Source organism: Bradyrhizobium iriomotense, assembly GCF_018129405.1.
GTDB lineage: Bacteria > Pseudomonadota > Alphaproteobacteria > Rhizobiales > Xanthobacteraceae > Bradyrhizobium > Bradyrhizobium iriomotense_B.
In genome coordinates, this window is record NZ_JAFCLP010000019.1 from 53,629 (window position 1) to 77,231 (window position 23,603).

Consider the following 23,603-nt stretch of genomic DNA (forward strand, 5'->3'; position numbering starts at 1 on the left):
TCGCCGGAGTTTCCCGGCCAATCCCTTCAAGCCAGTCCCGGGCCGCCAGCGTGAGCGCCCGGAGTCCGAGTTCCCAACCGATAGCCTCGTCATGACGCCGCCTGCCACAGCCTTGCCCGTCGAACTGCCCCAGGCGTTCCTGGGGGTGGCGCGCTCGCTCACTGACAAGCTCTGGCGCGACCGGCTCGACGCCCGCGGGGCGGCCAAGGCGCTCGCCATCGTGCAGCGGCACCAGCTGCCGGAATTGCTGGCGCGGGTGCTGGCGGGTCGCGGTGTCGATATCGACGCCGTGCCCGACTTCCTCGATCCGACCATCCGCAAGCTGCTGCCGGATCCGTTCACGGTCACGGAGATGGAGGCGGCCGCAAAGCGGATCGCGGATGCGGCGGCGAGGGGCGAGAAGGTCGCGATCTTCGGCGACTACGACGTCGACGGCGCGACCTCGGCGGCGCTGTTGGCTTGGCACCTGCGCCATTGCGGGCTCGATCCGCTGATCCACATTCCCGACCGCATCTTTGAGGGCTACGGTCCGAACGTCGAGGCCGTGCGGGGGCTGGCGGCCAAAGGCGCCACGCTGCTCGTCACCGTCGATTGCGGCACCACCAGCATCGAGCCGCTGGCGGAAGCAAAGCGCCTCGGCATGTCCGTCGTCGTGATCGACCACCATCAGGCCGGCACCGAGCTGCCGGAGGTCGATGCCCTGGTCAATCCGAACCGGCTCGATGATCTCTCGGGCCTTGGCCATCTCGCCGCCGTCGGGCTCGTGCTGGTGACGCTGGTTGCCGTCAATCGCGAGCTGCGCCAGCGCGGCTTCTGGAGTACGGAGATGCCCGAGCCCGATCTGCTCGGCATGCTGCATCACGTCGCGCTCGGCACCGTCGCTGACGTCGCGCCGCTGATCGGCCTCAACCGCGCCTTCGTCGCCAAGGGTCTGATTGCGATGCGGCGCCGCGACCATATCGGCCATACCGCGCTGATGGACGTGGCGCGGCTCAACGGGCCGCCCGAGGCATGGCATCTCGGCTTCATGCTGGGGCCGCGCGTCAATGCCGGCGGCCGCATCGGTCGCGCCGATCTCGGCGTGCGGCTGCTGCTCGAAGGCGACAGCGTCGAGGCGGCGCGGATCGCGGCCGAGCTCGATCGCCTCAACAGCGAGCGCCGTGTCATCGAGCAGGCCGCGGAAGCGCAGGCCGAAGCCGAGGCGCTCGCTTCGATCGGTCTCGAGGACAAGCTCGGCGTCATCGTCACGGCGTCGGAAGGCTGGCATCCGGGCGTGGTCGGTCTCGTTGCCTCGCGCCTGAAGGAGAAGTTTTCGCGGCCCGCCTTCGCCATCGCGCTGGAGCCGGGCGGTATCGGCACCGGCTCGGGCCGCTCGATCGCCGGCGTCGATCTCGGCAAGGCGGTGCGGCAGGCGGTCGCCGATGGCATTCTGCTGAAAGGCGGCGGCCACGCGATGGCCGCGGGCGTGACGCTGCGGAAGGAGAAGCTCGCCGAATTCCGCGCCTATCTCGAGCACGCGCTGGCGCGCGACGTCGCCGAAGCGCGCCACGTCAATGAACTCTATATCGACGGCGCGGTCTCCGCGCGCGCGGTGACGACGGAGCTTGCGACCACGCTCAATCGCGCCGGTCCCTTCGGCAGCGGCAATCCGGAGCCCGTGCTGGCACTGCCGGGGCATCAGCTCGTGTTTGCCGACGAGGTCGGGCAGGCGCATCTGCGCCTGCGCTTCAAGTCTGGCGACGGCGCCATCGTCAACGGCATCGCGTTCCGCTCGGTCGGCCAGAAGCTCGGCAATGCGCTGCTCGCCAATCGCGGCCAGCAGATGCATGTCGCGGGCTCGTTGTCGGTCGACCGCTACCAGGGCGCCGAACGGGTGCAATTCCGCGTCGTCGACGTCGCGCTACCGGACCAGGGGCCATCCGTGATTAGATGACGCATGATCCCTCGCGACAAACGCGGAACGCGTTTGCGCGGAGATCATGCGCAAAAGGTAACTCGCTCAAACAACAAAAAAGGGAGTGAACATGGCAGGGCAGGTTGAGGGCAAGGTCGCGCTGGTGACGGGCGGCGCCTCGGGCATCGGCGAAGCCATCGTCGAGCTGTTCGCGCGCGAGGGCGCCACCGTCATTGCAACCGACATCGACGAACTGCGCGGCCCCGAACTCGCGCGGCGCATTACAAAAGCCGGTGGCAAGGCGATCTTCCTGGAGCAGGACGTCACCAGCGAGGAGCGCTGGATCGAGGTCGTCGCGGACATCGCCAAGCGCTACGGCCGGCTCGATGCACTCGTCTCCAACGCCGGCATCGGCATTTCCGTGCCCTCGATCGTCGACATGACGCTCGCTGACTGGCGCAGGCAGAATGCGATCAATCTCGATGGCGTCTTCCTCTCGGTCAAGCACTGCCTGCCGTTGATGCGCAAAACCGGCGGCGGCTCGATCGTCATGATGTCCTCGCTCGCGGGCCTGCGCGGCTCGCCGGGCCTCTCGGCCTATTCGCTGACCAAGGGCGGCGTGCGGCTGTTCGCCAAGTCGATCGCAATGGAGTGCGCGGCCGCCGGCGACGGCATCCGCGTCAACTCAGTCCATCCCGGCATCATCGACACGCCGATCTGGGGCAAGATCCCGACCGGCGCGACCGGTGCCGGTCAGAACGCCCCGATCGATCCGGAGGAGCGCGCGCGGGTCGTCACGCCATTGGGCCGCGCCGGGCAGGCTGCCGAAATCGCCTCCGGCGTGCTGTATCTGGCCTCCGACGCCTCGCGCTACGTCACCGGCAGCGAGCTCGTCATCGATGGCGGCATGAATGCCGGCGGCGTGCCGCGGCGCGCTTGAGCGGCGCAGGGCAGGGTGGCGGTCGCAGGGGCTGACGCGCAGGCGCAGCCCCTGTACAACGTCGGCAACTTCCGACCGACAGAGGTGTCCATCGCCATGGCGCACAGCCTTCATTCGCCTGCTTCCTCGCCCGCGCCATTCCGCTCGAACCGGCCGGACCTTGCCACCGACGCAATCCGGACCGCGCGCGAGGACCTCGCCGCCTGCTTCCGCATGGCCGCGCGCAACGGCTTTGAAGAGGGCATCTGCAACCACTTCTCGGCCGTCGTGCCCGGCCATGACGATCTCTTCCTGGTCAACCCCTACGGCTACGCCTTCCGCGAGCTGACGGCGTCAAAACTCCTGATCTGCGACTTCCACGGCAACGTGCTCGACGGCGAGGGCTTGCCCGAGGCGACCGCGTTCTACATCCATGCCGAGATGCACAGGCGCCTGCCGCGCGCCAAGGTCGCCTTCCACACCCACATGCCCTACGCTACGGCGCTGTCGATGACCGAGGGCGATCCGCTGATCTGGGCCGGTCAGACCGCGCTGAAATTCTACGGGCGCACCGCGGTCGATCGCGACTACAACGGCCTCGCGCTCGACAACCGCGAAGGCGCGCGCATCGCCTCCGCCGTCGGCGATGCCGACATCGTCTTCATGAAGCATCACGGCGTGATGGTGCTGGCCCCGACCATCGCGGAGGCCTGGGACGATCTCTATTACCTCGAGCGCGCCGCCGAGGTGCAGGTGCTCGCGATGTCGACGGGACGCAAAGTGCTGCCGGTCGATCCGGCTGTTGCGGCCGAAACATACAAGCAGATGCGCGGGGGCGATTCCGAATCCGCACGGCTGCATCTCGCCGCGATCCGGCGCCAGCTCGATGCCGAGGAGCCGCAGTACAGGCACTGAAAGTAGGGATGTCATTCCGGGGCGAGGCGAAGCCTCGAACCCGGAATCCAGAGATTGTAGCGCGAGATTCCGGGTTCTCGCTACGCGAGCCCCGGAATGACGGGATACCTACGACCCCTGCCGCAGCTTCGCCAGCACCTTCAGTCCGCCATAGCCGTCGGCCGGCGTGATGCCGGCGCGCTGCTGAAAATCCTTGATCGCCTTCATGGTGTCGTTGCCGACGCGGCCGTCGGTGCCGCCGGTGTCGAAACCGGCCTTGGTCAGACGCGTCTGCATCTCCTGCACCTCCGCGAGCGTCAACGCGCGCTCGGAGCCGGGGAAGGGCTGGATGAAAGGCGGCGCGCCGAGGCAGCGGTCGCCGAGATGGCAGATCGCCAGCGCATAGTTCATCGAGGGATTGTAGCTCTTCACCGAGTAGAAGTTCGGCCCCAGCAGGAACGTCGGTCCGCCCGCAACCGGCGTCCACATCTGCGCCGAAGCGTTGGGCTGCGGAAACGGCTGGCCGTCGGCGCGGGTGACGCCCGCTGAAGCCCAGGCCGCATAGGTCCGGCTGCCGCTCATCTCGCCTGATGCGCGGACCTCGTAGCCCCAATGCTCGCCGCGATGCCACTTGCCGCGATTGACGAGATATTTTGCGGTCGAGCCCAGCGCATCGTCGGGCTTGCCGAACGGCGAGACCTTGCCGTCGCCGTCATAGTCGATGCCGACATTGAGCCAGACTTCCGGCATCCATTGCGAATGCCCCATCGCGCCGGCCCAGGAGCCCTTCATCTCCTCGGGCGTGCTCCAGCCCTTGTCGACGATGCGCAGCGCGTTGATCAGCTCGGTCTCCCAATAGGCCTTGCGGCGCGGCTCGTTCCAGGCCAGCGCGGCGAGCGAGGGAAATACCGGCGTCATGTGGTTCTGCTGCACCAAGGGATCGCCATAGGCGGACTCGACGCCCCACAGCGCCAGCAGCGTGCCGCGCTCGACGCCGAAATCGCGCTCGATGCGTGCGAGCAGCGCCTCGTTGTTCTTCAGCGCAATCTTGCCGTTGATGATGCGCCAGTCCGAGACGCGGCGGTTGATGTATTGCCACACCTGCTCGTGGAATTCGGGCTGGTTGCGCATCTGCTTGAACACGCTCATGTCGGGCTCGACCCGCCCCATCGCGCGCTGCCAGGTCGCGGCCGAGATTCCCTTGGCCATCGCGCGTGCGCGAAAGGTCTCGCGCCATTCGTCGAAGCCGGCAGGCGCGGCGAGAACGCGCGTCGGGAGCGCCAGCAATGCGGCTGCACCGAGCGTCGACTGGAGCAGGGCGCGGCGGGTGTGACAGGGCGAGGAATCAGCGTGCTTCATGGGCACATTCTAGCCGGAAACATGGCCCGTGTGAGTCGGTTCCTGGAACAGAAGACCAGGCGCTGGGAACAAACTGTCGCACTGCTGCATTCCCTCCGAACATGGTCTGTTCATCCAAGTATTCGAGGTGGAATGAAGATACGCGCGCATGCGGAAAGCCATGTCGTGGAGCTCGACGACGGATCGCAATGGCAGATCTTTCCCGGCGACCTCGCGACCACGCTGAGCTGGAAGCCTGAGACCGATCTGCACCTGGGGCCGAGCGGCGACCGGTTGAGCTCGCATGTGCTGGTGAACGCTGCGGACCAGACCCGTGTCCGCGTGATCGCCGCAGGCGAGACCTGGTCGGATGGCGAAGTTAAGAAATCGTTGAAGGGCGGATAGGCCGCCCTTCTGCAAGCCTGAATATCCCCAAATTTAAGCCTCGCGCTTTACCGTCGGTTCGCTCTTGTCGCGCAAGATGTGCGCATGCGTGAACTATTCGAGATCATCCGTGCCAATCCCTGGCCTTTCGGAGCCGGCTTGTTCGTCGTGATCCTGATGATCATCGCCGAGAACTTTCGCCGCGGCATTCAAGGCGATGGCGCCGGCGGCGACCTCCCGGATTTTGATGATGGCGGGGGATGCGGCGACGGAGGCGGCGGCGACTAGGCCCGCCTAGTCCTCCTGCAGATCTGCGGCGATTCCGGCGAGCCAGCGCCGGACCGTGGTTTCAGCCTTGGCATCCAGATTACGGGCGAGGCGCTTCTCCAGCGCGATCACGCGTTCCCTGCAGGCCTTCAGCAACGTCGCCCCGCGCGGCGTCAACGTCCATTGCTGGATGCGGCCGTGGACGGGATGCGGCGTCATCACAATCGCGCCGTCACGCTCGAGATTGCGGATGATGACGCCGACGGTCTGCGGCGTCAGGAAGGTGAGGCGGGCGACGTCGGCGCCGGATAGTCCCGGATAGGCGTTCAGCATCGTCAGCGCCGCGAATTGCGGCGACGTCACGCCGAGATCGGCCAGCGTTCGCTCCATCGTCAGGCGGACCGCGGCATGGGCCTGACGCAAGAGATAGCCGAGATAGCCCTCTTCGCCGCGCTTGCCTTCGCCGGGCGCGGGCACGCGAACGGCAGTCGGCCTGGGCGTTTCCCGCCGGGCTTTCGATCTCGTGACATCAGCAGTCTTGCGCGACATGTAAGTGCTCTTATACAATGTAAGTATTCTTACAATAACACGAGGTCTACGGCAATGTCACACGCCCGCAGCGAATATGAGGATTTCAAGCGGATCGCGCCGGACGCGTATGATCTGGTGCTGGCGCTGGGCCAGCTGGCGGCCAAGGCGGGTCTCGACAAGCAGCTGCTCGAATTGGCCAAGCTGCGCGCCTCGCAGATTAATGGCTGTGCCTTCTGCGTTCAGCACCACGTCCTCTTGTCGGAGCGGATCGGCGTGCCCGTCGACAAGCTCCATCTGGTCGCGGTCTGGCGCGAGGCGCCGATCTTTTCCGCGCGCGAGCGGGCGGCACTGGCCTGGGCCGAGGCGCTGACCTGTCTGCCCGATGGCGTCAGCGAGGAGGTCTACGCGGAAGCGTCTCGCGAATTCTCCGAGACGGAACTGACGTATCTGACCTCGGCGGTCGCCTCGATCAACGTTTGGAACCGTTTTGGCGCGGCGTTTCGCTGGACGCCGGCGAAGCGGCCGGTCGCGGCGACCGCCGCTGCATCCTGATAGACAAGGAGAGATCCCGATGACAGCCATGAGCTTTTCTGCCGCGCAACGTCCGACGCCGTCAGGTTCGGCAGTGCTCGCCGTCGTCGCGGGTCTCGCCTGCGCGTTCGCAATCGGCAAGGCGCTGCCGTTGACGATCGACACTGTCCCCGGCGCGCTGGCGCCACTCTGCGCCACCGCGGCCGAGAGTTCGCCGCTCGACAAGGTCGAGCCGATCGGCTCTTACGCATTGCCGAACGTGCCGGGCAAGCGCGTCACGATCGTGCGCGTGTTCTATGGTCCCGGCGGGTTTTCGCGGCCGCATCGCCATGCCGGCTCGGTGACGGCCTACGTCACCAAGGGCGAGATCCGCTCCCAGCTCGGCGGCGGCCCGGTCGAGACGTTTGGCGTTGGCCAGTCGTTCTTCGAGCCGCCGGGCTCGACGCATCTCGTATCGGCGAACGCGAGCGCGACAGAGCCGGCCGAATTGATCGCGGTGTTCGTCGCGGACGAAGGCGCGCAGCTGACGACGTATCTGGAGTGATCGTAGCCCGGGTGAGCGAAGCGACACCCGGGGCAGTCGTCGTAAAAGTCCCGGATGTCGCTTCGCTCATCCGGGCTACGCAATCAGCGGGCTCTCTCGTCAGCCCCCATACGACGCCGGATCAGGATTGTCCGACGGATGCTCAAACGACTTCTTCATCGAGACCGGCATCGGCACGTGGAAGTTCAGGCCGCGCGGCGGCACCGGCTCCATGAACCATTTGTTGTAGATCTTCTCGATCTCCGGGCTCTTGTAGAGTCTTGCGGTGGCCCGATCGACCACGGCCTTGAATGGTGCGTCGTCCTTGCGCAGCATGATGCCGTAGGGTTCGGGATCGGAAAAAGCGCCGGTGCTGATGGCGTAGAGCGACGGATCCTTCGCCGAGGCAATCATGGACGCAAGCTGGATGTCGTCCATGACGAAGGCTACCGCGCGGTCGGTCTCGACCATCAGGAACGCTTCCGGGACATCCTTGGCATTCATCACGGTGATGCCGAGCGAGCGCGCCGCATTGGCCTTGTTGAGCTGGGTGATGTTGGTGGTGCCGGAGACCGAGACGACGGCCTTGCCCTTGAGGTCATCGACCTGATCGAGCTTCGAAGCCTTCTTCGACACGAAGCGGCTTGCCGTGAGGAAATGGGTGTTGGTGAACCAGACCTGTTTCTGGCGCTCCGCGTTGTTGGTGGTTGAGCCGCATTCGAGATCGATGGTGCCGTTGGCCATCAGCGGAATGCGGTTGGACGAGGTGACCAGGTTCTCGTTGACCGCGAGCTTGTCCAGCTTGAGTTCGGCCTTGATCTCCTCGACGATCTTCATGCAGATGTCGATGGCGTAGCCGACGGTCTTCTGCTTCTCGTCGATGTAGCTGAAGGGTACGGAACTGTCGCGCACGCCGAGTGTGATCGCGCCGGTGTCCTTGATCTTCTTCAGCGTACCGGTCAATTCCTCCGCATGAGCCGGCACGGCGAATGCAACGGCCAGAACGACCGCCGTGGTGAGACAACGCATGTGCTTCCCTTCTTCCAGTTTGCCTGGCGAGAGCAAAGCAATTCCGGGGCCAGAGAAGGCGCGATGTTTCGGGAAGGTCTTGACGTCGATCCGGTCAGTCTGCGCGCGCATGGGGCGGGGAGATGCGCGATGAGGCGGTAACTGCCTCAATTCTCCTCGCTGCTCGATCCCTCGCGCAGGTCCGGCTTGATGGCGTCCTCCGGCAGCGCATGAGCCACCGGCTGGGCCGTGACGGCGATCTCCGGGCCGACCTCGCGGCCGCGGGCGCGGATCAGGCGCTCATAGGCCGAAACGAGCGTGACGTAGGGGCTGACCCAGATCCAGCCGTCGCGGGTGAACACCTGGACGTCAAAATGCAGATGCATCGAGGTGCCGGCGGGATGGTCGAGATAGTTCGAGACCACGCCGATCTTCTCGCCTTCGGCCACGATGCGACCGTTGAGCAGGCCATCGGCATTCATCGCCTGCGGATTCATGTGCATGTAGCGGAAGCGGATGTGCTCCTTTCGGCTGTTGACCTGAAGCGTCGCGGCCTGGTCCTTAGACGTGCGGATCACGACGGCGTCGCGCACCGCGACGACGGCGCGCTGCTTGCGATCGCAGGGTTCGCGTCCTTCACCGGGCGGCGGGCACTCGGCCGCACGGATGTCCTCGCCCTGGTGGCCGTAACCGCCGGCGCATTGCCAGACTTCGAAGCTGCGGGACTCGCAGAAATTGTCGCGCCAGGGATAGGCGGTCGGACCATCGCTCTTGTCGCGCCTGGCGTAGGACTGCGAGCGCACGAAAGCGGGCGTCTTCTCCAGGGGAAAGCGGATCTGCGCATAGGCGATCACGTCGGGATGGCCGCTCTTGTTGCGGTAGCCGGTGTTCGGGATGATGTCGCCGCTCGGCCGGTAGCCGAAATCGAGTGAGCGCGTCGCGGGACGATCGAGCACGTTGGAGGCAATGTCCGTCAGCGGCCGCATGCGCTGGCCGCCGGCGATGCGCAGCGCTTTCAGGAAGCGCTCGGCGACCGGATAGGCCTCCTTGCAGGCCAGCCGCCGCGGTTTTGCGACGCTGTCGAGGCACTGGACCGACACCACATAGGCGACGCCGAAGCGCGTGAAGGCGTAGCGCACATAGCCTTCCCGGATGAACCTGCGCAGGTCCGGATAGGTTGCGGCGAGCGGCTTGACCGGCTCGCCCTTGCCGCCGGAGGGATCGGCAACGTCATAGAGCAGCGCCGAGCCGGTGATCTGCACCTCGACCGGCCTTGCGAAGACACGCGAGGGCATGCCGTCGCCGGCGCCGGGCTCTAGCGAAAAGGTCGCGCTGTAACCCGCGGGACCGGCATCGAACATGTCCATGGGATTGAAATCGGCCTGATAACGCGACAGCGACAGGCTCGATGGCGCGCCATTGCGCCGGGCCTCGAGATAGGCGCCGGCGTCGAACGGCAGCAGCACGGGCACGGCGCTGCGGGCAATGCCGGAGAAGAATTGCGAGGAGACCCCGTTGAGCTGCACCAGGGCCGGTGTTGCGCGCGGATCGTAGCGCGGCACCGATCGGCGGGGCACGAAGGTGAAATCGCCGGCGATCTGGGGATGGCTGTTGATCTCGACGCGAAGCTGGTCGAGCGCTGCGCGCCAATCGACGCGCAGGGCCGTGAGCGACGGGCTGCGGAATTCATCCGCGGCCAGCGGAACGGCAATGAGGGGCGACAGCGACGCCAGAAGAAGCGAGACGAAGCGGAAACTCTTCCCAACCACTGTCTCGCCCCCCGGCGGCACCTGTCTCGATCCCTCGCTTAGTCCTTGGCGCGCTCGGCGTAGGAGCCGTCTTCGGTCATCACCACCACGCGGGTGCCGACCGTGATGTGCGGCGGCACGGTGGTGCGCACGCCGTTGGACAGCACCGCGGGCTTGTAGGAGGAGGAGGCGGTCTGGCCCTTGGTCACGGGCTCGGTGTCGACCACTTCCAGCGTCACGCGCTGCGGCAGGGCGATCGAGACCGGGTTGGTGTCGTGCATCGACAGCTTGACCGTCATGCTCTCCTGAAGATACGCGGCAGCATCGCCGACGACGTCCTTGGAAACCTGGACCTGGTCGTAGGTCTCCGGGTTCATGAAGTGATAGCCGTCGCCATCTTCATAGAGGTAGGTGTAGTTGCGCTCTTCGATCGTGGCCTTTTCGACCTGGTCGGTGGTCTTGTAGCGCTCGGAGATCTTTACCCCGTCCGAGATTCGGCGCATTTCGATCTGGCTGACCGGGGTGCCCTTGCCGGGATGGATGTTCTCGGCGCTCACGACGACATAAAGCTTGCCGTCTTGCTCGATCACGTTGCCCTTGCGAATAGAACTGGCGATGACTCTCAAAGCTGTATTTCCTGCTTGCTTGGCCCGGCTGCGGCCAGGACGTGGTCAAATTGATGGGGGACTTGGGGCCTCAAATCGGACCTCGGCGCCCGTTTCGGGCCGCAACATACTGATTTTGCCGCTGGATGCCAGCTTTTTGCTGGCCTGCGGAGCCGTCGGTTAATGGCTGGGGACAAGCCGATCTCGCCGTTCTGGTCGCCCTCGCGGCACCTCGACCGGCGGCCATTCCTCCAGGCGAGGGGTGCCGTGACCGGAGCTTTACGGGGCTTTTTCGCCGAACAAGGGTTTATCGAGGTCGAAACCTCGGTCCTCCAGGTGTCCCCGGGCAACGAGACCCATCTGCACGCCCCCCGGACCGAGATCATGCGGCCCGACGGCAGCCGGGCCAGCCGATATTTGCGGACCTCGCCGGAATTCGCCTGCAAGAAGCTGCTGGCGGCCGGGGAGCCCCGAATCTTCGAGTTCGCACGGGTGTTCCGTGACCGCGAGCGCGGCGACTTGCATCTGCCCGAATTCACCATGCTGGAATGGTACCGGGCCAGCGCCCCCTATGCCGCGATCATGGCCGACACCGTCGCCGTCATCGCCCGCGCGGCGCAGGCGACCGGAATCGGGACGTTCTCCTTCCGCGGCCGCACCGCCGACCCCTTTGCCGAGCCGGAGCTTCTGACGGTTGCGGGGGCCTTCGAGCGGTTCGCCGAGATCGATCTGCTGTCGACAATCTCGGGCGACGAGGGTAACCGTGCCGCGCTCGCCCGAATGGCCACCGGCAAGGTCCGCGTGGCCGAGGACGACACCTGGTCGGACATCTTCAGCAAGGTCCTGGTCGAGCATGTCGAGCCGCATCTGGGGCAGGGACGTTTGACCATCCTGTTCGAATACCCATCTCCAGAGGCGGCGCTGGCGCGGGTGAAGGCGGACGATCCCAGGGTCGCCGAGCGGTTCGAGGTTTATGCCTGCGGCGTCGAGCTCGCCAACGGGTTTGGTGAGCTGACCGATGCCGAGGAACAGCGCCGCCGCTTCACGGACTCGATGGCGGAGAAGCAGCGCCGCTACGGTGAGGCCTACCCGCTGGACGAGGATTTTCTCGCTGCGGTCGCCGAGATGCCGGAAGCGAGCGGCGTCGCACTCGGCTTCGACCGGCTGGTGATGCTGGCGAGCGGCGCAACACGGATTGATCAGGTGGTGTGGACGCCGCCTGCGGGTGAGACATGACGAAGACGAATCTTGCACGCACTTTGCGCGAGCCGGCCGAGCTCGTGGCCGAGCAGCTTGCCCCCGCCGCGGCGCTGCCCGCGCTCGAGCGCGTCGCCGCGCGTTATGCGGTCGCGATCACGCCGGCGCTGGTCGAGCTGATCGACACCTCCGATCCCGACGATCCCATCGCGCGGCAATTCGTTCCGACAGCCGCGGAACTGGAGATGCAGCCGGGCGAGAACGCCGACCCGATCGGCGATCATCCGTATTCCCCGGTTCCCGGCATCGTGCATCGCTATCCCGATCGCGTGCTGTTCAAGCTGGTTCACGTCTGCGCGGTCTATTGCCGCTTCTGCTTCCGCCGCGAGATGGTCGGGCCCGGCAAGGAGAACGCGCTCTCCGACACCGCCTATCGCGCCGCGATCGACTACATCCGCGCGCATGGCGAGATCTGGGAAGTGATCCTGACCGGCGGCGACCCGCTGATGCTGTCGCCGCGTCGCATGAGCGAGATCATGGCCGATCTCGCCGCGATCGATCACGTCAAGATCATCCGTCTTCATACGCGCGTGCCCGTGGCCGACCCGGCGCGGATCGGCGACGAGATGGTCGCAGCGCTGAAGGTTCCGGGCGCGACCACCTGGGTGGCGCTCCATGCCAACCATGCGCGCGAGCTCACGGAAGCCGCCCGTTCCGCCTGCGCGCGGCTCGTCGATGCCGGCATTCCCATGGTCAGCCAGTCCGTGCTTTTGCGCGGCGTCAACGACAATTTGGCCGCTTTGTCGGATTTGATGCGAGCTTTCGTCGAATGCCGGATCAAGCCCTACTACTTGCATCACGGCGATCTGGCGCCGGGCACTGCGCATCTGCGCACGACGCTGGCGGAGGGACAGGAGTTGATGCGGCAGTTGCGCGGACGGGTGTCAGGACTGTGTCAGCCTGACTATGTCATCGATATTCCCGGCGGTGCCGGCAAATCGCCGGTGGGGCCGAGTTACGTGTTGGCGGTGCAAAATACCGCACCCCACGCACGTGATGCGGGAGCCGAAACACGTTATCGTATCGTCGACTATTGCGGCGAGGTTCATCTCTATCCGCCCGAGACCTGAGCGGTGATGGTGGGAGCGCCCGTTGAGAATGGAGGAACGGATATGAAGAAGATCATGCTGGCAGCATCGCTCGTGGTCTTGCTTGGCGGCGCGGCGGTTGCACAGACCGGCGGCTCCAAGGGATCGACGTCAAGCGGCGCGTCCTCCGGATCGGTGCTGCCAGCCCCTGTTGGTCATCGCCAGCCGCGTGCCAGCGATGTACCCAGCGAGAAGAATCTGAGCGATCCGAACAATCCCGTGAACAAGGAAGACGCTCTGCTCGACAAGAAGATCAAGAGCATCTGCCGCGGCTGCTAGTCACCATAGCGGGCAGGGCGCGAATAGCATCGCCCCGCCCGCATTGGTCTTTACGTCAGGCCGACCGCTCGTGCAGTCCCGCGCGCTGCGCGTTGCGCCGGATTTCGACAGCGTCGGCGAGCTGTTCCAGCACGGTTGCCGTGGTCGCCCAGTCGATGCAGCCGTCGGTGATGCTCTGGCCGTAGGTGAGCGGCTTGCCCGGCACCACGTCCTGGCGGCCGGCGACGAGATTGCTCTCGATCATCACGCCCATGATGCGGTTTTCGCCGCCGGAGATCTGGCCGGCGATGTCCGCCATCACCAGCGGCTGGTTCTCCGGCTTCTTGCTCGAATTGGCATGGCTCGCGTCCACCATCACCAGCGGCGCGACACCGGATTTCGCCAGTTCGTTGCAGGCCGCCGCAACGCTTGCCGCATCGTAGTTCGGCTTGCTGCCGCCGCGCAGGATGATGTGGCAGTCCTCGTTGCCGGCGGTCGAGGCGATCGCCGAGCGGCCGAGCTTCGTGACCGCCATGAAATGATGCGGATGCGAGGCCGACTTCACCGCGTCCGCCGCGATCCGCACATTGCCATCGGTGCCGTTCTTGAAGCCGACCGGGCAGGACAGGCCCGAGGCCAGCTCGCGGTGGATCTGGCTCTCGGTCGTGCGCGCGCCGATCGCGGCCCAGGACACGAGGTCGGCGATGTATTGCGGGGTCGTCATGTCCAGGAATTCGGCGCCGGCCGGAAGGCCGAGATTGTTCACCGCCGACAGCACGTTGCGCGCCAGCCGCAGGCCCTTGTTGATGTCGAAGCTGCCGTCGAGATCAGGATCGTTGATCAGGCCCTTCCAGCCGACGGTGGTGCGCGGCTTCTCGAAATAGACCCGCATCACGATCTCGAGCTGGTCGGCGAGGTCCTCGCGCAGCTTTGACAGGCGCTCGGCGTAGTCGAGCGCGGCCTTGGGATCGTGCACCGAGCAGGGGCCGACCACGACCAGCAGGCGGTCGTCCTGGCCGGTGAGGATGGCATGGATCGCGTTGCGCGCGGCCATGACCACACGGGTCGCCGTGAGCGTGCGCGGGACCTCCCGCATCACCTCTTCCGGCGTGCTCAGCTCTTTTAGTTCGCGGATACGAAGATCGTCTGTCGTGCTCAGCACGGCGGGCTCCTGTCTGTTTTAGAACCTGCCGGCCAATAAAAAAGCCGCCAGGTCTGGCGGCTGTTCGGACGTTTGCTTCAATATTCAGATTGAGCGCGATCCTCCTGCCGCCAGCAAGCTGTCGTAGCTAAAGTACCAAAAATAGCTGGTGGCGACGGTGATCATGGCAGGCCATATAGCGTGCCATTGGCGGGTTGTCACCCCCCAATCGGCCGGTCGGGCGATGAGGGGTCTCAGGGGTTGCTGTTGCGCGCCGCCAGCGACACGCCGATTAGGGTGGCGCCGCCGAACAGCAAATTGATACCGACGAGGACGCCGATCGCCCATTCCGCCGAGCTCGGCAGCCCCGTGATCACCATGAAGGAGATCGCGATGTCGACGAGACCCGAGATCAGGAGCCACGACCAGCGGCCGCTGAGCTCGCGGCGGTGCTCCAGTGCGTACATGATGGTGGCGACGCCTTCCGCGAGGAAATAGGCGCCAAGCACGATGGTCAGCGTCAGCACGGCCTGCATCGGACGGGCCAGCAGCAGCATGCCGGCGAGCACGGCCAGCGCAGCCGAGATCAGCGACCACCAGAAGCCCGGTGAGGTGCGTGCCCAGTAGGTGACGATCAGCCCGCCGATGCCGCTGATCAGGAACACCCAGCCGAGAAAGATCGCGGTCGCAAGGCTCGCGAGCGGCGGCACGATCAGCGCGGCAATTCCGAGCGCGGCGAGCAGGATGCCTTCGAACAGAAAGGCCTTCCAATGCGCTTTCACCGCCTGGCTCATCGCGGACTTAAGCCGTGAAAAATCCTCGGGCAATGTCATGGTGACCCCCAACGTGGCAGCCGATGCGTCCAATCTACCCGGTGCGCAGCGCGTTCGCCAACCCGTGCGTCAACCGCCGCCGTGCACAGACGAAAAACCTTCGCCACTGGTACGAACGCGGTTGCGGCCAAGAATGTAGATCGCGATCGTGACGATCAGAAGTGCAAGGCCGAGCAGGATCGAGACGAAGCCGATCGGGATCAGAGCCAGCGTCAGGTTGCGCTCGGGGTTGATCAGCCAGTGATGGATCGAGGTCAGCACGAAGGCAAGACCGAGGAAGCCGACGCCGCCACCGGCGAGCAGCAGCGCCCACATCCGGCGCAATTGGCTGAGCCGCTCCCGTGCGACATCGGTGCGCGGCGCGTGATGGCGCGCGACGCGGCGGACGAGGCGGATGGCGAAGGCAATCGAGCTGAAGCCGATCAGGAGGCTGGCGCCGCCCAGCCACATCCGCAAGTTGGGATCGAGATCCGGCATGCGCTGGAGGGTGAGCAGCGGGAAGTCGAACGCCGAATGCAGAGCGAGCGGGCCGGCGAAGATCAAGAGGCGGCTGGAGAGGCGGGCCCAGTCGCGATGGTGGCGGTTCGCGCCCAGCGCCGTGCCGGCGCGCGCGATGGTCAGGTAGGCGCCCGCGATGATGCCGAGCGCGCCGTGGAACGGTACCGTCAGCACGCTGCGCAAGGCGGCCAGCGAGCGCCACATCTCGGCATGCTGGACCAGATAGGCGAGGTTCTCGTAGGCGGCGAAGCCGAGGCCGACCGCGGCGCCATAGACCACGGTGTCCATCGGATTGGCGAAGGTCCGCCGCTTGGTCGAGGAGACCAACACGATGGCAATCACCTTGACTGCCTCTTCTGGCAGCGCGACCCCGAAGATCGAGTGCATGGCCAGCGCCGCCCAGGGATTGTCGGGAGCCGCAACCATCTTGGCGAAGGGGGCGCGGGCAAGGCCCAGCAGGGAAATGCTGGCCGCACCTAACAGGAACGCGGTCCAGACCTGGGCCGGCGGGCCAGGGCGTTCTTCGGCGGCAATGACGAGCCACAGCATCAGCAGCGCCGGAGCGATGGCGGCAGTTCCGATGACGGTGGGTAACGCTTCAATCAGGTACATCGGCGCCGAAAATAGGTTCCCTTGATCCGCTTATCTACTTCTACCGATGCGACCATCTGTCATGCGTAGGCTGTCGCCTCGCTTAACGAGCGCGACAGCCAACGTTCATCGGGACCGCCATGTGTAGAATACGAGCGCAATCAATTGCATGACGGAACCGCTTCGCCATCAATGACAACGGCGGCGCCTCACGGCCTGGGTGGGAATTGGCAAGCCAGATCAAGGGAATGCGCAGGTTTCTTCGATTCACGATGCACGTGCTCCGACACCGAGTCCAGAGGCGAGTCTCGACAAGGCACGGATAAGCCAAGCGGCCTAGCCACGCTTCGTTGTGCGGCCGGTCTTCAGTGCGTGGTGAACGGCGGCGGCCCTTCGGGGGCGATGTCGAAGGCGCCGAGATGGAATTCCTCGCCGATGAACGCGTCCGCCTCGGCATGGTGCGCGAGCAGCGTGAATGCGGCGTTGGGGTATTGTTTCCAGATCTCGAGATCGTCGGCGGTGATGGTGAGCCAGCCGAACGTGTACATGTAGCGGCCGGGCTCGGTGACCCGGCCGACCCTGTCCCAGGTGATCTTGTTGACTGGCATCCGGTCCCCCGATCGCAAGTCCGCAAATTGACGTCCGGCACGCGGCACGGACCGTCAAAAGCTGATCCCGCAATGGGGCCGCGATAGGGCGGCGATGCGGAGGCAAGACGGCCGCAACGCGCGGCCGCCGCCTGCCGGTTCAGCGCGCCGTCGAGGCCGCCTGTGCTTCGGCCCGCTCCAGCTGACGGTGCGAGGCGTGGAAGACATCGTGGACGAGGCCGATCTTTTCCAAGCCCAGGATGATGAGGCCGTTGAGATCGATCTCCCACCAGGCGTGCGAGATATAGGCGTCCCGCGGGAAGCGGTGGTGATTGTTGTGCAGACCCTCGCCGAAGGTGAGGATCGTGGTCACGAACTCGTTGGTCGAGGCGTCGTCGACCTCGAAGCGGCGATAGCCGTAGGCGTGGCAGACCGAGCCGGTAAGCTGGCTGGTGAGGATCAGCAGATAGGCGCGGAGCAGGCCGGAGAACAGCACGCAGCCGATCATGGTGTGCACGCCGCCGAAGATGTAGCCGACCACGCCGGGGATGAACACAGCCGACATCCCGTACCAGACCCAGCGGGTGCGCACGAAGAACATCGCGATGGGATCGGCGAGGATGTCCTTGGCGTAGTATTCGTTGTCGGTGGTTGCCTGGTCGAACACCCAGCTGCCCTGGGCATGCAGGAAGCCCTTGAGGGCGCTGGCATAGCGATTGCCGAAGCCGTCGAATTGCGGGCTGTGGGGATCGCCGACGTCGTCAGCGTAGAGATGATGGCGGCGGTGGTTGGCGACCCATTTGGCGATCGAGCCCTGCACGGCCATCTGCGCAAGGGCGCAGAAGAAGACGCGCATGATCGGCCCGGTGCGGAAGCTGCGATGGACGAACAGGCGGTGCATGCCGGCGCCGATGCCGAACGTCGTCAGCGCGAACATCCAGGCGAACGTAAACAGCTCGACCTTGCCGACGCCTTGCGTGACGGCCCAGACGATGCCCGCGACCGCGCCGACATAGAGGATGCCGAGCAGGAGATAGCTCTCGCGCAGCTTGGCCTGGACCAGCGGTCCCTCGGTCACGACCCCGGGTGGGAGCTGTGGCTTGGCCGCGGTGACGGTGGTCTTTGCGATTTCAGCCGGGGCGGACTCGGCGATGGACATTCCGGGATTTCCAATACTTAAGGCCCGCACTGATTGCGGACGTACTGGGCCACACCCTATCGCGCAGGGGCCTCCGCCTCCAGCGTTTAGTTAAGAAAGAGTTAAGATCGGCCCGGCCGGTATCAGGCTGACTGCGCCAGGGGCGAGCGAACGATCAGGCGGACGAGGTCGTCGCGCGACTGCTTTTCGGCGAACTTGACCGCGAAGCCAGTGTCGAATTTGCGAATGACCCGCCCGACGCAGGCGCCGACCGCAAGCGCGGTTCCGACCGGTGGGTCGTATTCGCAGGAGATGGCGACGCCGGCGGTGGAGACGTCGATGATGAAGCAGGGATGGATGCTGCCGTCGGCCAGCGTCAGCAGCGTGTGCGAGACCTGCGGAACGAAGCGGGCGTCACGCCGCAGCTCCTGGACGCTGGCGTCCTTCTGCTTCTTCTCGAGCCAGGTCAGCTTTTCCGACATCCAGGCCCGCCGCGCCCGCGTCATCTCGAGCTCCATCAGGAAGCCTGCCTTCAGCGTCGCGCTGATGGTGCACTGGAATTCGCCGAAATCCTGGAAGTAGGAGGTCACGCGCTCGCCGACCTTGCCGACGACGGGCACGTCCACGATCATCCGGAACGGCGAGACGCGCTTGGTCCGGCAGGCGAAGGTGCGCAGCTGGCCCTCGCAATCGTACCAGCGCGGCAGCGAGTAGCTGCCGCTCACGGTGACTTCCACTGCTCGCTGCCTGAGGAACTCTGCGACGGACATGAACGCCAATCGGTTGCGGATGATTTCCGTAAATCCACGGTAGCCGTCAAATTCTAAGCAAATGATACCGTCGCTCAGGAGCAGGGGTAAATTTCCGGTAAATGCGCCGGGCGTTGCGCACCGTGATGCTCTCACAACATCGTCATTGCCGAGCGCGGCAGAAGCAACAGCTGCGGCACTTATCCGAGCAGCACCACCAGGGCCAGCAGGCCGAGGCTGATCAGCAATTTGATCGTCAACCAGATCAGACCATCCGACCGGTGCTGCAATCCGGACCATGCAAATGCGCGCCGGATCGCGAACGACCCGAACACTTCGAGGCAAGCGAACAGAAGGGCGATGCCGGCGATGACCGACCATGACTCGGCCGGAGGCATCCATTGCGCGACCAAGGCGGGGACCGAACCTTTCAGTGCGCCGAGCAGCGCGAACCATCCGAACCAGGACGCAAAGCCCTTGACGATATCTGGCCCGATCGCATCGGGCTCGAACCGGATGCCGGTCGCTGCCAGCATGCGCTCGATCCGGTCGCCGTCAGTGAAGAACAGGAAGGCGCCGACATAGAGAGGGATACGCGACATGAAGAGGATGGCGATGATGCCGAACAGCACGACGTGGCCGATGACGTCGCAGAGGATCTCCACATCATTCGTGCTTGGTGGCTTCGGTGCGGCCTGCCCCTGCGGCAGCGATCTAGCGCGCGCCATGTGCTCCAGCATCTTGGCGCGGCGCTCCGGCGCGTAGGGGGCGGCGCGGTGCATCCAGGGTGGCGGCTGCCCGGCAACGCCGAGCTGGCTGTCCGAGGGGGATTTGCGCTGCGCCATGGGCCTGCACCGGTTCCAATCGAGCATTGGTCGGAGGCCAGGGGCGGGGAGGTTCACTGCAGGGGTAAATATCGCGGCCCTGTGCGGTCTCGCACGTGGCGCTCCCTAGCGGAATCGAACCGCTCTCTCCACCGTGAAAGGGTGGCGTCCTAACCGATAGACGAAGGGAGCAAACGCAGGGCCCCGCCGCTTTGGGCGGCACGGCCGCCGACCACCTGAGTCGTACCCGGCGGCTTGCAGCGGGCGAACGTATAGTGGCCTTTGCGGCTGCGGGCAAGCCGTTCGGGAACGTCTTTTGGAACCGGTGGATAGCCTCGCCCCGGGATCATTCGGAGGCGATTTCAACGGTTTCTTAGGGTTCCCTGAGCTAGCGCTGGAGGGGGAGAGTTTTCGCCGATGCCACAACCCAAGAAGCGGGCCGCCCGCAAGCTGCTGTCGCGGCATGCCTGGATCACGCTCGACGGCGGGTTCGCGGCACGGCATTGCCTGGTCCAGGACATCTCCGAGACGGGCGCCAAGATCACCATGGACGACGACGCGAGCCAGCTGCCCGGCGTGATCCGGATGGCCTTCGCGCGCGATGCCCGTACCGGGCGGAGCTGCCAGGTGATCTGGCGCCGCGGCAAGTCGGCCGGCGTCAGGTTCATCTGACCTCGCCCGCGGATGGCGCGCCGCGCCCGTCCGGGCTAGAAGGTCGGCATGCGTGCGCTGCTCCTGATCCTGATCACGTTGCTCATCACGTCCGCGGCCGCGGCCGAGACGCTGCGCCTTCCCGCCGCCGAGCCGGCGCGGGCGGGCAAGGCGTTGCCGCTGAAGGACGCCTCCGCCACGGCGAAGGCGAATGCCTGCGCATCGTATGGAGCCGGCTTCCATCTGGTCGAGGCGACTGGGACCTGCGTGAAGATCGGCGGTGCGATCAGCGTCGACGCCGCCGTCAGGCGCTGAAGCGCATGCCGCCGGACCTGTTGCGGCTCGACATCCTCGTCCCCGTGCTGGTGTATTGCGCGCTGCTGTGGTGGGTCGGCCGCGGCATGAGCTGGACGGCAAAGCTCGCCACCGCGGTCGTCACGCTCGTGCTGATCATCTGCGTGGTGCTGGTCGAGCGCGGCTGGCTCTAGGCGCGGAGGTCTTGTTTGTTTGGACGCGTTTTCTTCACGCGAACCGGTATCCACTTCGCTCGAAAACGCTATGCAAACAAAAAACTGCGAAAACAACCCCATGCACAGTAGCCGTCAAGTCGCGCAGCGGCGGCGAACATTCGCGGCCGAACGGCGATTTTCCGTGCGCGCGTCGCGCTTTAAGCGCCGCCGCCGGCTCACGACATCGGGGGTGCGACGAACTGTGCAAATCCACCCCGCTTGCCGAGCTCGGCGAGCCAGCGCGTCAGGTTCGGCTGGGCCGGCCGGCTGATGCCCTCGACACCGAGCCAGCGCCGCGCGTAGGAGCCGATCGCGATATCGGCGAGCGTGAACTGGTCGCCCTCCATGAAACGGCGCGAGGCGAGCAGATTGTCGGCGATCGCCCAGACCTCGGCGGCGGCATCGGCATCGCGCTGCACCTGGATCATGTCGCGCTCGGCGGGCGCCGTGCGCACGATGCCCCAGAACACCGGGCGGTCGACCGGCTGCACTGCCGACAGCGTCCAGTCGAGCCAGCGGTCGACGCTGGTGCGCAGCCTCGGCGTGTCCGGATAGATCGGCGTGCCGCGCCCATGGGCCAGACAAAGATAGCGCATGATGGAGTTCGACTCCCACAGCACGAAGTCGCCCTCGACCAGCGTCGGGATCCGCGCATTGGGGTTCATCGCGAGATAGTCGGCCTCGCGGGTCTTGCCGTATTGCATGCCGGCGTCGATGCGCTCGTAGGCAAGGCCAAGCTCGGTGAGGCACCACAGCACCTTCTGCACGTTGATCGAATTGGCGCGGCCCCAGATTGTCGGCTTGGTGTCAGGCATGAAGCTTCTCCCCGCGGCGCACCCGGTGTCGTAGCCCGGATGGAGCGCAGCGCAATCCGGGGTTTGTTCGTGCGGCGAGACTGTCCCGGATTACGCTTCGCTCCATCCGGGCTACGGTCCACCGCCGTGCGGGTGATAGCCGAATTTCGGATCGCGGAGGTCGGCGATTGCGCCGAGCCCCTCATGCAAAAAGCTCCGCCCGGGGCGGAGCTTTTTCATCGCATACTGAGCCCGACGTCAGTGGCCGAAGAACAGCCACAGCAGGATGATCACCGGGATCGGCACGCCCAGCATCCACAACAAGATTCCGCGTCCCATCGCGTTCTCCTCCAATCGTATCGTTGAGGAGTGAACGCCCCCGATACGGGCTTGTTCCTGCCGCGCGGGCCTTACCGATCAGGCCTTACCAATGGCCGGTGTTCGGCATCGACAGCCACGGCTCCTGCGGCGGCTTCGGCTCGCCCTTCTGCAACAGCTCGATCGAGTGCAGGTCCGGCGAGCGCACGAAGGCCATGTTGCCGTCGCGCGGCGGACGGTTGATGGTGACGCCGGCCTTCTGCAGCTTCTCGCAGGTCGCGTAGATGTCGTCGACCTCATAGGCGAGATGGCCGAAGAAACGGTCCTCGCCGTACTTCTCCTCGTCCCAATTGTAGGTGAGCTCGACCAGCGGCGCGCCGCGCGTCTTGGGCTGATCCTTCAGCGCGTCGAGATCGTCCGACGAGCACAGGAACACCAGCGTGAACCGCCCCTTATCGTTCTCGATCCGCCGCACCTCCTTCAACCCCAGCGCATCCTGGTAAAACTTCAGCGCGACATCGAGATTGCGCACGCGCAGCATGGTGTGGAGATAACGCATGGTTGTTGCTCCCTTTTGACGGATGGAGGGTTTTGCTTTGGGCCGGGACGGCGGGGGTAGGAGATAGCAGGAAAGTGGGAGGAGGGGCAGGGGGCGGCTGTGCGTGAGGGGGGAAGCAGCTCGCGGAGTCGCGCTAGCTCGAAGACTGATTGTTCGGTGCTGGGCCGTGATTTGAGAGGTCTGCTTGTCCAGCATGTCTGATTTGGTTCCCTCGCGCCTAGAATATAAACTTCTGGCGAACGACTTGGCGCTGTGCTTCATGGCGCCTTGCAGACTAGCTAGCTGCAAAACCATCAGCCGCGATGCATAACGGTGGGAAGGAGCTGAGCATGCTGATCTATCTAACGATCAACATCACCATCAACCGAAAACGTTGATGGTACTTGGGGTCGAGAGACCCCATTTAAGGTATTACTTTCGGTTAGATACTATTTTGAGAGGCCGTCCTTCGGGGCGGCTCTTTCGTTTGTGCGCTTGACTGGGGTCGCTCGATCCGACGCGTCGCCTCTCCACCCGTGAGAATGCCGAAATTGCGGTGACACCGGGGCCTTTTCGGTCATAGCCCCTCACGCGAAGTGCGACCGCCAACCATGCTGCGCGCATAGCAACGAACACCGCCGCCATCTTGCCGTTGACCAAATTACAGTCCAGCACTGTCACTGTGGTGCTGAAACGGCAATAGGCGGCCTTCGATGAGGGGCTTATTCTGCGACGAGGTCGGCTAGCTAGGCGGCGGGCTTGTTGCGCTTTTCCAAGTACGTCCCGACGATCGTAAGAATGGTCCCGAGCGCAAACAGGACAATAAAAGTATTCCGTGTCCGATGAAGGATGGGCGGGACTGCTAACTCGACATCAACTTTGCGATCCAGTTCCTCCCATTCGTCCTTTAGCATTCCCGCGATCCCCTTTTTCGACGGAGAGTTGTCAGGGGGCACGCCCATGTTGAGCATGATGACGCGCTGATTTAGCAGGGCCATTTCGACAAGAGCGTTGATCCGGTTTTCCGATACCTCGTCTGCCATAGGTGCCATGACAAGAAGTTGGACACCGATCGAGCCGAGAATAAGAAGCTTCCCTATAAGATCGCAGGCAAGGTAAAGCGGCATCTTCATTTGGCGTCCCCAAGACAAAAGCCCCCGAAGGAGTTGTACCAATGCGTGCACTCA

The 23,603-nt window shown here is 65.0% G+C and carries 28 protein-coding genes and 1 tRNA gene; 13 read left to right on the top strand and 16 right to left on the bottom strand.

What is annotated here, in order from left to right; genetic code table 11:
- Nucleotides 1-91 precede the first annotated feature (91 nt).
- The 3 genes from recJ (at nucleotide 92) to JQ592_RS29590 (ending at nucleotide 3,728) form a co-directional block, all read left to right on the top strand.
- Entirely contained in the window at nucleotides 92-1,933 is a 1,842-nt protein-coding gene (gene recJ / locus JQ592_RS29580) for a single-stranded-DNA-specific exonuclease RecJ (RefSeq protein ID WP_211406301.1), read from the top strand.
- Between the two features lie 91 nt (nucleotides 1,934-2,024).
- Nucleotides 2,025-2,834, top strand: coding sequence for an SDR family NAD(P)-dependent oxidoreductase (locus tag JQ592_RS29585; RefSeq protein WP_211406302.1), 810 nt, complete (start codon nucleotides 2,025-2,027; stop codon nucleotides 2,832-2,834).
- A gap of 96 nt (nucleotides 2,835-2,930) precedes the next feature.
- A complete protein-coding gene (locus JQ592_RS29590; RefSeq protein WP_211406303.1) occupies nucleotides 2,931-3,728 on the top strand; it encodes an aldolase in 798 nt (265 codons plus the stop codon).
- Between the two features lie 108 nt (nucleotides 3,729-3,836).
- Here the strand turns inward: JQ592_RS29590 and JQ592_RS29595 are convergent, their stop codons facing one another.
- A complete protein-coding gene (locus tag JQ592_RS29595) occupies nucleotides 3,837-5,066 on the bottom strand; it encodes a lytic murein transglycosylase (RefSeq protein ID WP_211406304.1) in 1,230 nt (409 codons plus the stop codon).
- 132 nt (nucleotides 5,067-5,198) lie between these two features.
- Between JQ592_RS29595 and JQ592_RS29600 the strand changes: the two genes are divergently transcribed.
- Together JQ592_RS29600 and JQ592_RS29605 are read left to right on the top strand one after the other, a co-directional pair.
- Nucleotides 5,199-5,450: a hypothetical protein gene (locus JQ592_RS29600; protein WP_211406305.1), complete on the top strand. Its 252-nt coding sequence runs from the start codon at nucleotides 5,199-5,201 to the stop codon at nucleotides 5,448-5,450.
- Nucleotides 5,451-5,534: 84 nt separating this feature from the next.
- The gene (locus tag JQ592_RS29605) at nucleotides 5,535-5,717 is read left to right on the top strand and encodes a hypothetical protein (protein WP_211406306.1); all 183 of its coding nucleotides are present in this window, start codon (nucleotides 5,535-5,537) and stop codon (nucleotides 5,715-5,717) included.
- Between the two features lie 6 nt (nucleotides 5,718-5,723).
- On the opposite strand, the gene JQ592_RS29610 is transcribed toward JQ592_RS29605, so the two are convergent.
- A complete protein-coding gene (locus JQ592_RS29610; protein WP_211406307.1) occupies nucleotides 5,724-6,245 on the bottom strand; it encodes a MarR family winged helix-turn-helix transcriptional regulator in 522 nt (173 codons plus the stop codon).
- 54 nt (nucleotides 6,246-6,299) lie between these two features.
- Here JQ592_RS29610 and JQ592_RS29615 point away from each other — a divergent pair, with 54 nt between their 5' ends.
- Both JQ592_RS29615 and JQ592_RS29620 read left to right on the top strand, forming a co-directional pair.
- Entirely contained in the window at nucleotides 6,300-6,779 is a 480-nt protein-coding gene (locus JQ592_RS29615; protein ID WP_211406308.1) for a carboxymuconolactone decarboxylase family protein, read from the top strand.
- Between the two features lie 19 nt (nucleotides 6,780-6,798).
- Complete coding sequence (locus JQ592_RS29620; protein ID WP_211406309.1) at nucleotides 6,799-7,302, top strand: cupin domain-containing protein; 504 nt, start codon at nucleotides 6,799-6,801, stop codon at nucleotides 7,300-7,302.
- 99 nt (nucleotides 7,303-7,401) lie between these two features.
- On the opposite strand, the gene JQ592_RS29625 is transcribed toward JQ592_RS29620, so the two are convergent.
- The 3 genes from JQ592_RS29625 to efp form a co-directional block, all read right to left on the bottom strand.
- On the bottom strand, nucleotides 7,402-8,310 hold the full coding sequence (locus JQ592_RS29625) for an amino acid ABC transporter substrate-binding protein (RefSeq protein WP_211406310.1): 909 nt from the start codon (nucleotides 8,308-8,310) through the stop codon (nucleotides 7,402-7,404).
- Nucleotides 8,311-8,456: 146 nt separating this feature from the next.
- Nucleotides 8,457-10,079, bottom strand: coding sequence for a M23 family peptidase (locus JQ592_RS29630; protein WP_211406311.1), 1,623 nt, complete (start codon nucleotides 10,077-10,079; stop codon nucleotides 8,457-8,459).
- A 17-nt stretch (nucleotides 10,080-10,096) separates the two neighbouring features.
- A complete protein-coding gene (efp, locus tag JQ592_RS29635) occupies nucleotides 10,097-10,663 on the bottom strand; it encodes an elongation factor P (protein ID WP_028177546.1) in 567 nt (188 codons plus the stop codon).
- Between the two features lie 162 nt (nucleotides 10,664-10,825).
- Between efp and epmA the strand changes: the two genes are divergently transcribed.
- The 3 genes from epmA to JQ592_RS29650 are packed head-to-tail and all read left to right on the top strand — an operon-like array spanning nucleotide 10,826 to nucleotide 13,266.
- Nucleotides 10,826-11,878, top strand: coding sequence for an EF-P lysine aminoacylase EpmA (epmA, locus tag JQ592_RS29640; RefSeq protein WP_211406312.1), 1,053 nt, complete (start codon nucleotides 10,826-10,828; stop codon nucleotides 11,876-11,878).
- Entirely contained in the window at nucleotides 11,875-12,969 is a 1,095-nt protein-coding gene (locus JQ592_RS29645; RefSeq protein ID WP_211406313.1) for a lysine-2,3-aminomutase-like protein, read from the top strand. The genes epmA and JQ592_RS29645 overlap by 4 nt, the downstream gene beginning before the upstream one ends.
- A 42-nt stretch (nucleotides 12,970-13,011) precedes the next feature.
- Complete coding sequence (locus JQ592_RS29650; RefSeq protein WP_211406314.1) at nucleotides 13,012-13,266, top strand: hypothetical protein; 255 nt, start codon at nucleotides 13,012-13,014, stop codon at nucleotides 13,264-13,266.
- A gap of 55 nt (nucleotides 13,267-13,321) precedes the next feature.
- On the opposite strand, the gene JQ592_RS29655 is transcribed toward JQ592_RS29650, so the two are convergent.
- The 8 genes from JQ592_RS29655 to JQ592_RS29690 form a co-directional block, all read right to left on the bottom strand.
- Nucleotides 13,322-14,407 (bottom strand): 3-deoxy-7-phosphoheptulonate synthase, encoded by a 1,086-nt coding sequence (locus JQ592_RS29655; protein WP_211406315.1) that lies wholly within the window; start codon nucleotides 14,405-14,407, stop codon nucleotides 13,322-13,324.
- A gap of 233 nt (nucleotides 14,408-14,640) precedes the next feature.
- On the bottom strand, nucleotides 14,641-15,219 hold the full coding sequence (locus JQ592_RS29660; RefSeq protein ID WP_211406316.1) for an HdeD family acid-resistance protein: 579 nt from the start codon (nucleotides 15,217-15,219) through the stop codon (nucleotides 14,641-14,643).
- A 69-nt stretch (nucleotides 15,220-15,288) separates the two neighbouring features.
- Nucleotides 15,289-16,329, bottom strand: a complete 1,041-nt coding sequence (locus JQ592_RS29665; protein WP_211406317.1) for a PrsW family glutamic-type intramembrane protease — start codon at nucleotides 16,327-16,329, stop codon at nucleotides 15,289-15,291.
- A gap of 344 nt (nucleotides 16,330-16,673) precedes the next feature.
- Nucleotides 16,674-16,916 carry a hypothetical protein gene (locus JQ592_RS29670; RefSeq protein WP_211406318.1) on the bottom strand — a complete coding sequence of 81 codons (243 nt, stop codon included), beginning with the start codon at nucleotides 16,914-16,916 and terminating at the stop codon, nucleotides 16,674-16,676.
- A 139-nt stretch (nucleotides 16,917-17,055) separates the two neighbouring features.
- Nucleotides 17,056-18,054: an acyl-CoA desaturase gene (locus tag JQ592_RS29675; RefSeq protein ID WP_211406319.1), complete on the bottom strand. Its 999-nt coding sequence runs from the start codon at nucleotides 18,052-18,054 to the stop codon at nucleotides 17,056-17,058.
- A 122-nt stretch (nucleotides 18,055-18,176) separates the two neighbouring features.
- Nucleotides 18,177-18,803, bottom strand: coding sequence for a PilZ domain-containing protein (locus JQ592_RS29680; RefSeq protein WP_211406320.1), 627 nt, complete (start codon nucleotides 18,801-18,803; stop codon nucleotides 18,177-18,179).
- A 179-nt stretch (nucleotides 18,804-18,982) separates the two neighbouring features.
- Nucleotides 18,983-19,627, bottom strand: a complete 645-nt coding sequence (locus JQ592_RS29685; RefSeq protein ID WP_211406321.1) for a hypothetical protein — start codon at nucleotides 19,625-19,627, stop codon at nucleotides 18,983-18,985.
- Nucleotides 19,628-19,723: 96 nt separating this feature from the next.
- Nucleotides 19,724-19,798: transfer RNA gene (locus JQ592_RS29690), tRNA-Glu, on the bottom strand.
- 225 nt (nucleotides 19,799-20,023) lie between these two features.
- Here JQ592_RS29690 and JQ592_RS29695 point away from each other — a divergent pair.
- From JQ592_RS29695 to JQ592_RS29705, 3 genes are read left to right on the top strand one after another with little or no spacing between them, the layout of a single operon-like run.
- On the top strand, nucleotides 20,024-20,278 hold the full coding sequence (locus JQ592_RS29695; protein ID WP_211406322.1) for a PilZ domain-containing protein: 255 nt from the start codon (nucleotides 20,024-20,026) through the stop codon (nucleotides 20,276-20,278).
- Nucleotides 20,279-20,326: 48 nt separating this feature from the next.
- Nucleotides 20,327-20,572 carry a hypothetical protein gene (locus JQ592_RS29700; protein ID WP_211406323.1) on the top strand — a complete coding sequence of 82 codons (246 nt, stop codon included), beginning with the start codon at nucleotides 20,327-20,329 and terminating at the stop codon, nucleotides 20,570-20,572.
- Nucleotides 20,573-20,577: 5 nt separating this feature from the next.
- Nucleotides 20,578-20,745, top strand: coding sequence for a hypothetical protein (locus JQ592_RS29705; protein ID WP_211406324.1), 168 nt, complete (start codon nucleotides 20,578-20,580; stop codon nucleotides 20,743-20,745).
- Between the two features lie 197 nt (nucleotides 20,746-20,942).
- On the opposite strand, the gene JQ592_RS29710 is transcribed toward JQ592_RS29705, so the two are convergent.
- The 3 genes from JQ592_RS29710 to JQ592_RS29720 all read right to left on the bottom strand — a co-directional run bounded on the left by JQ592_RS29710 (nucleotide 20,943) and on the right by JQ592_RS29720 (nucleotide 23,549).
- Nucleotides 20,943-21,581: a glutathione S-transferase family protein gene (locus JQ592_RS29710; RefSeq protein ID WP_211406325.1), complete on the bottom strand. Its 639-nt coding sequence runs from the start codon at nucleotides 21,579-21,581 to the stop codon at nucleotides 20,943-20,945.
- A gap of 403 nt (nucleotides 21,582-21,984) precedes the next feature.
- Nucleotides 21,985-22,437, bottom strand: coding sequence for a VOC family protein (locus tag JQ592_RS29715; RefSeq protein WP_080138742.1), 453 nt, complete (start codon nucleotides 22,435-22,437; stop codon nucleotides 21,985-21,987).
- Nucleotides 22,438-23,162: 725 nt separating this feature from the next.
- A complete protein-coding gene (locus tag JQ592_RS29720; protein WP_211406326.1) occupies nucleotides 23,163-23,549 on the bottom strand; it encodes a hypothetical protein in 387 nt (128 codons plus the stop codon).
- Between the last annotated feature and the right edge of the window lie 54 nt (nucleotides 23,550-23,603).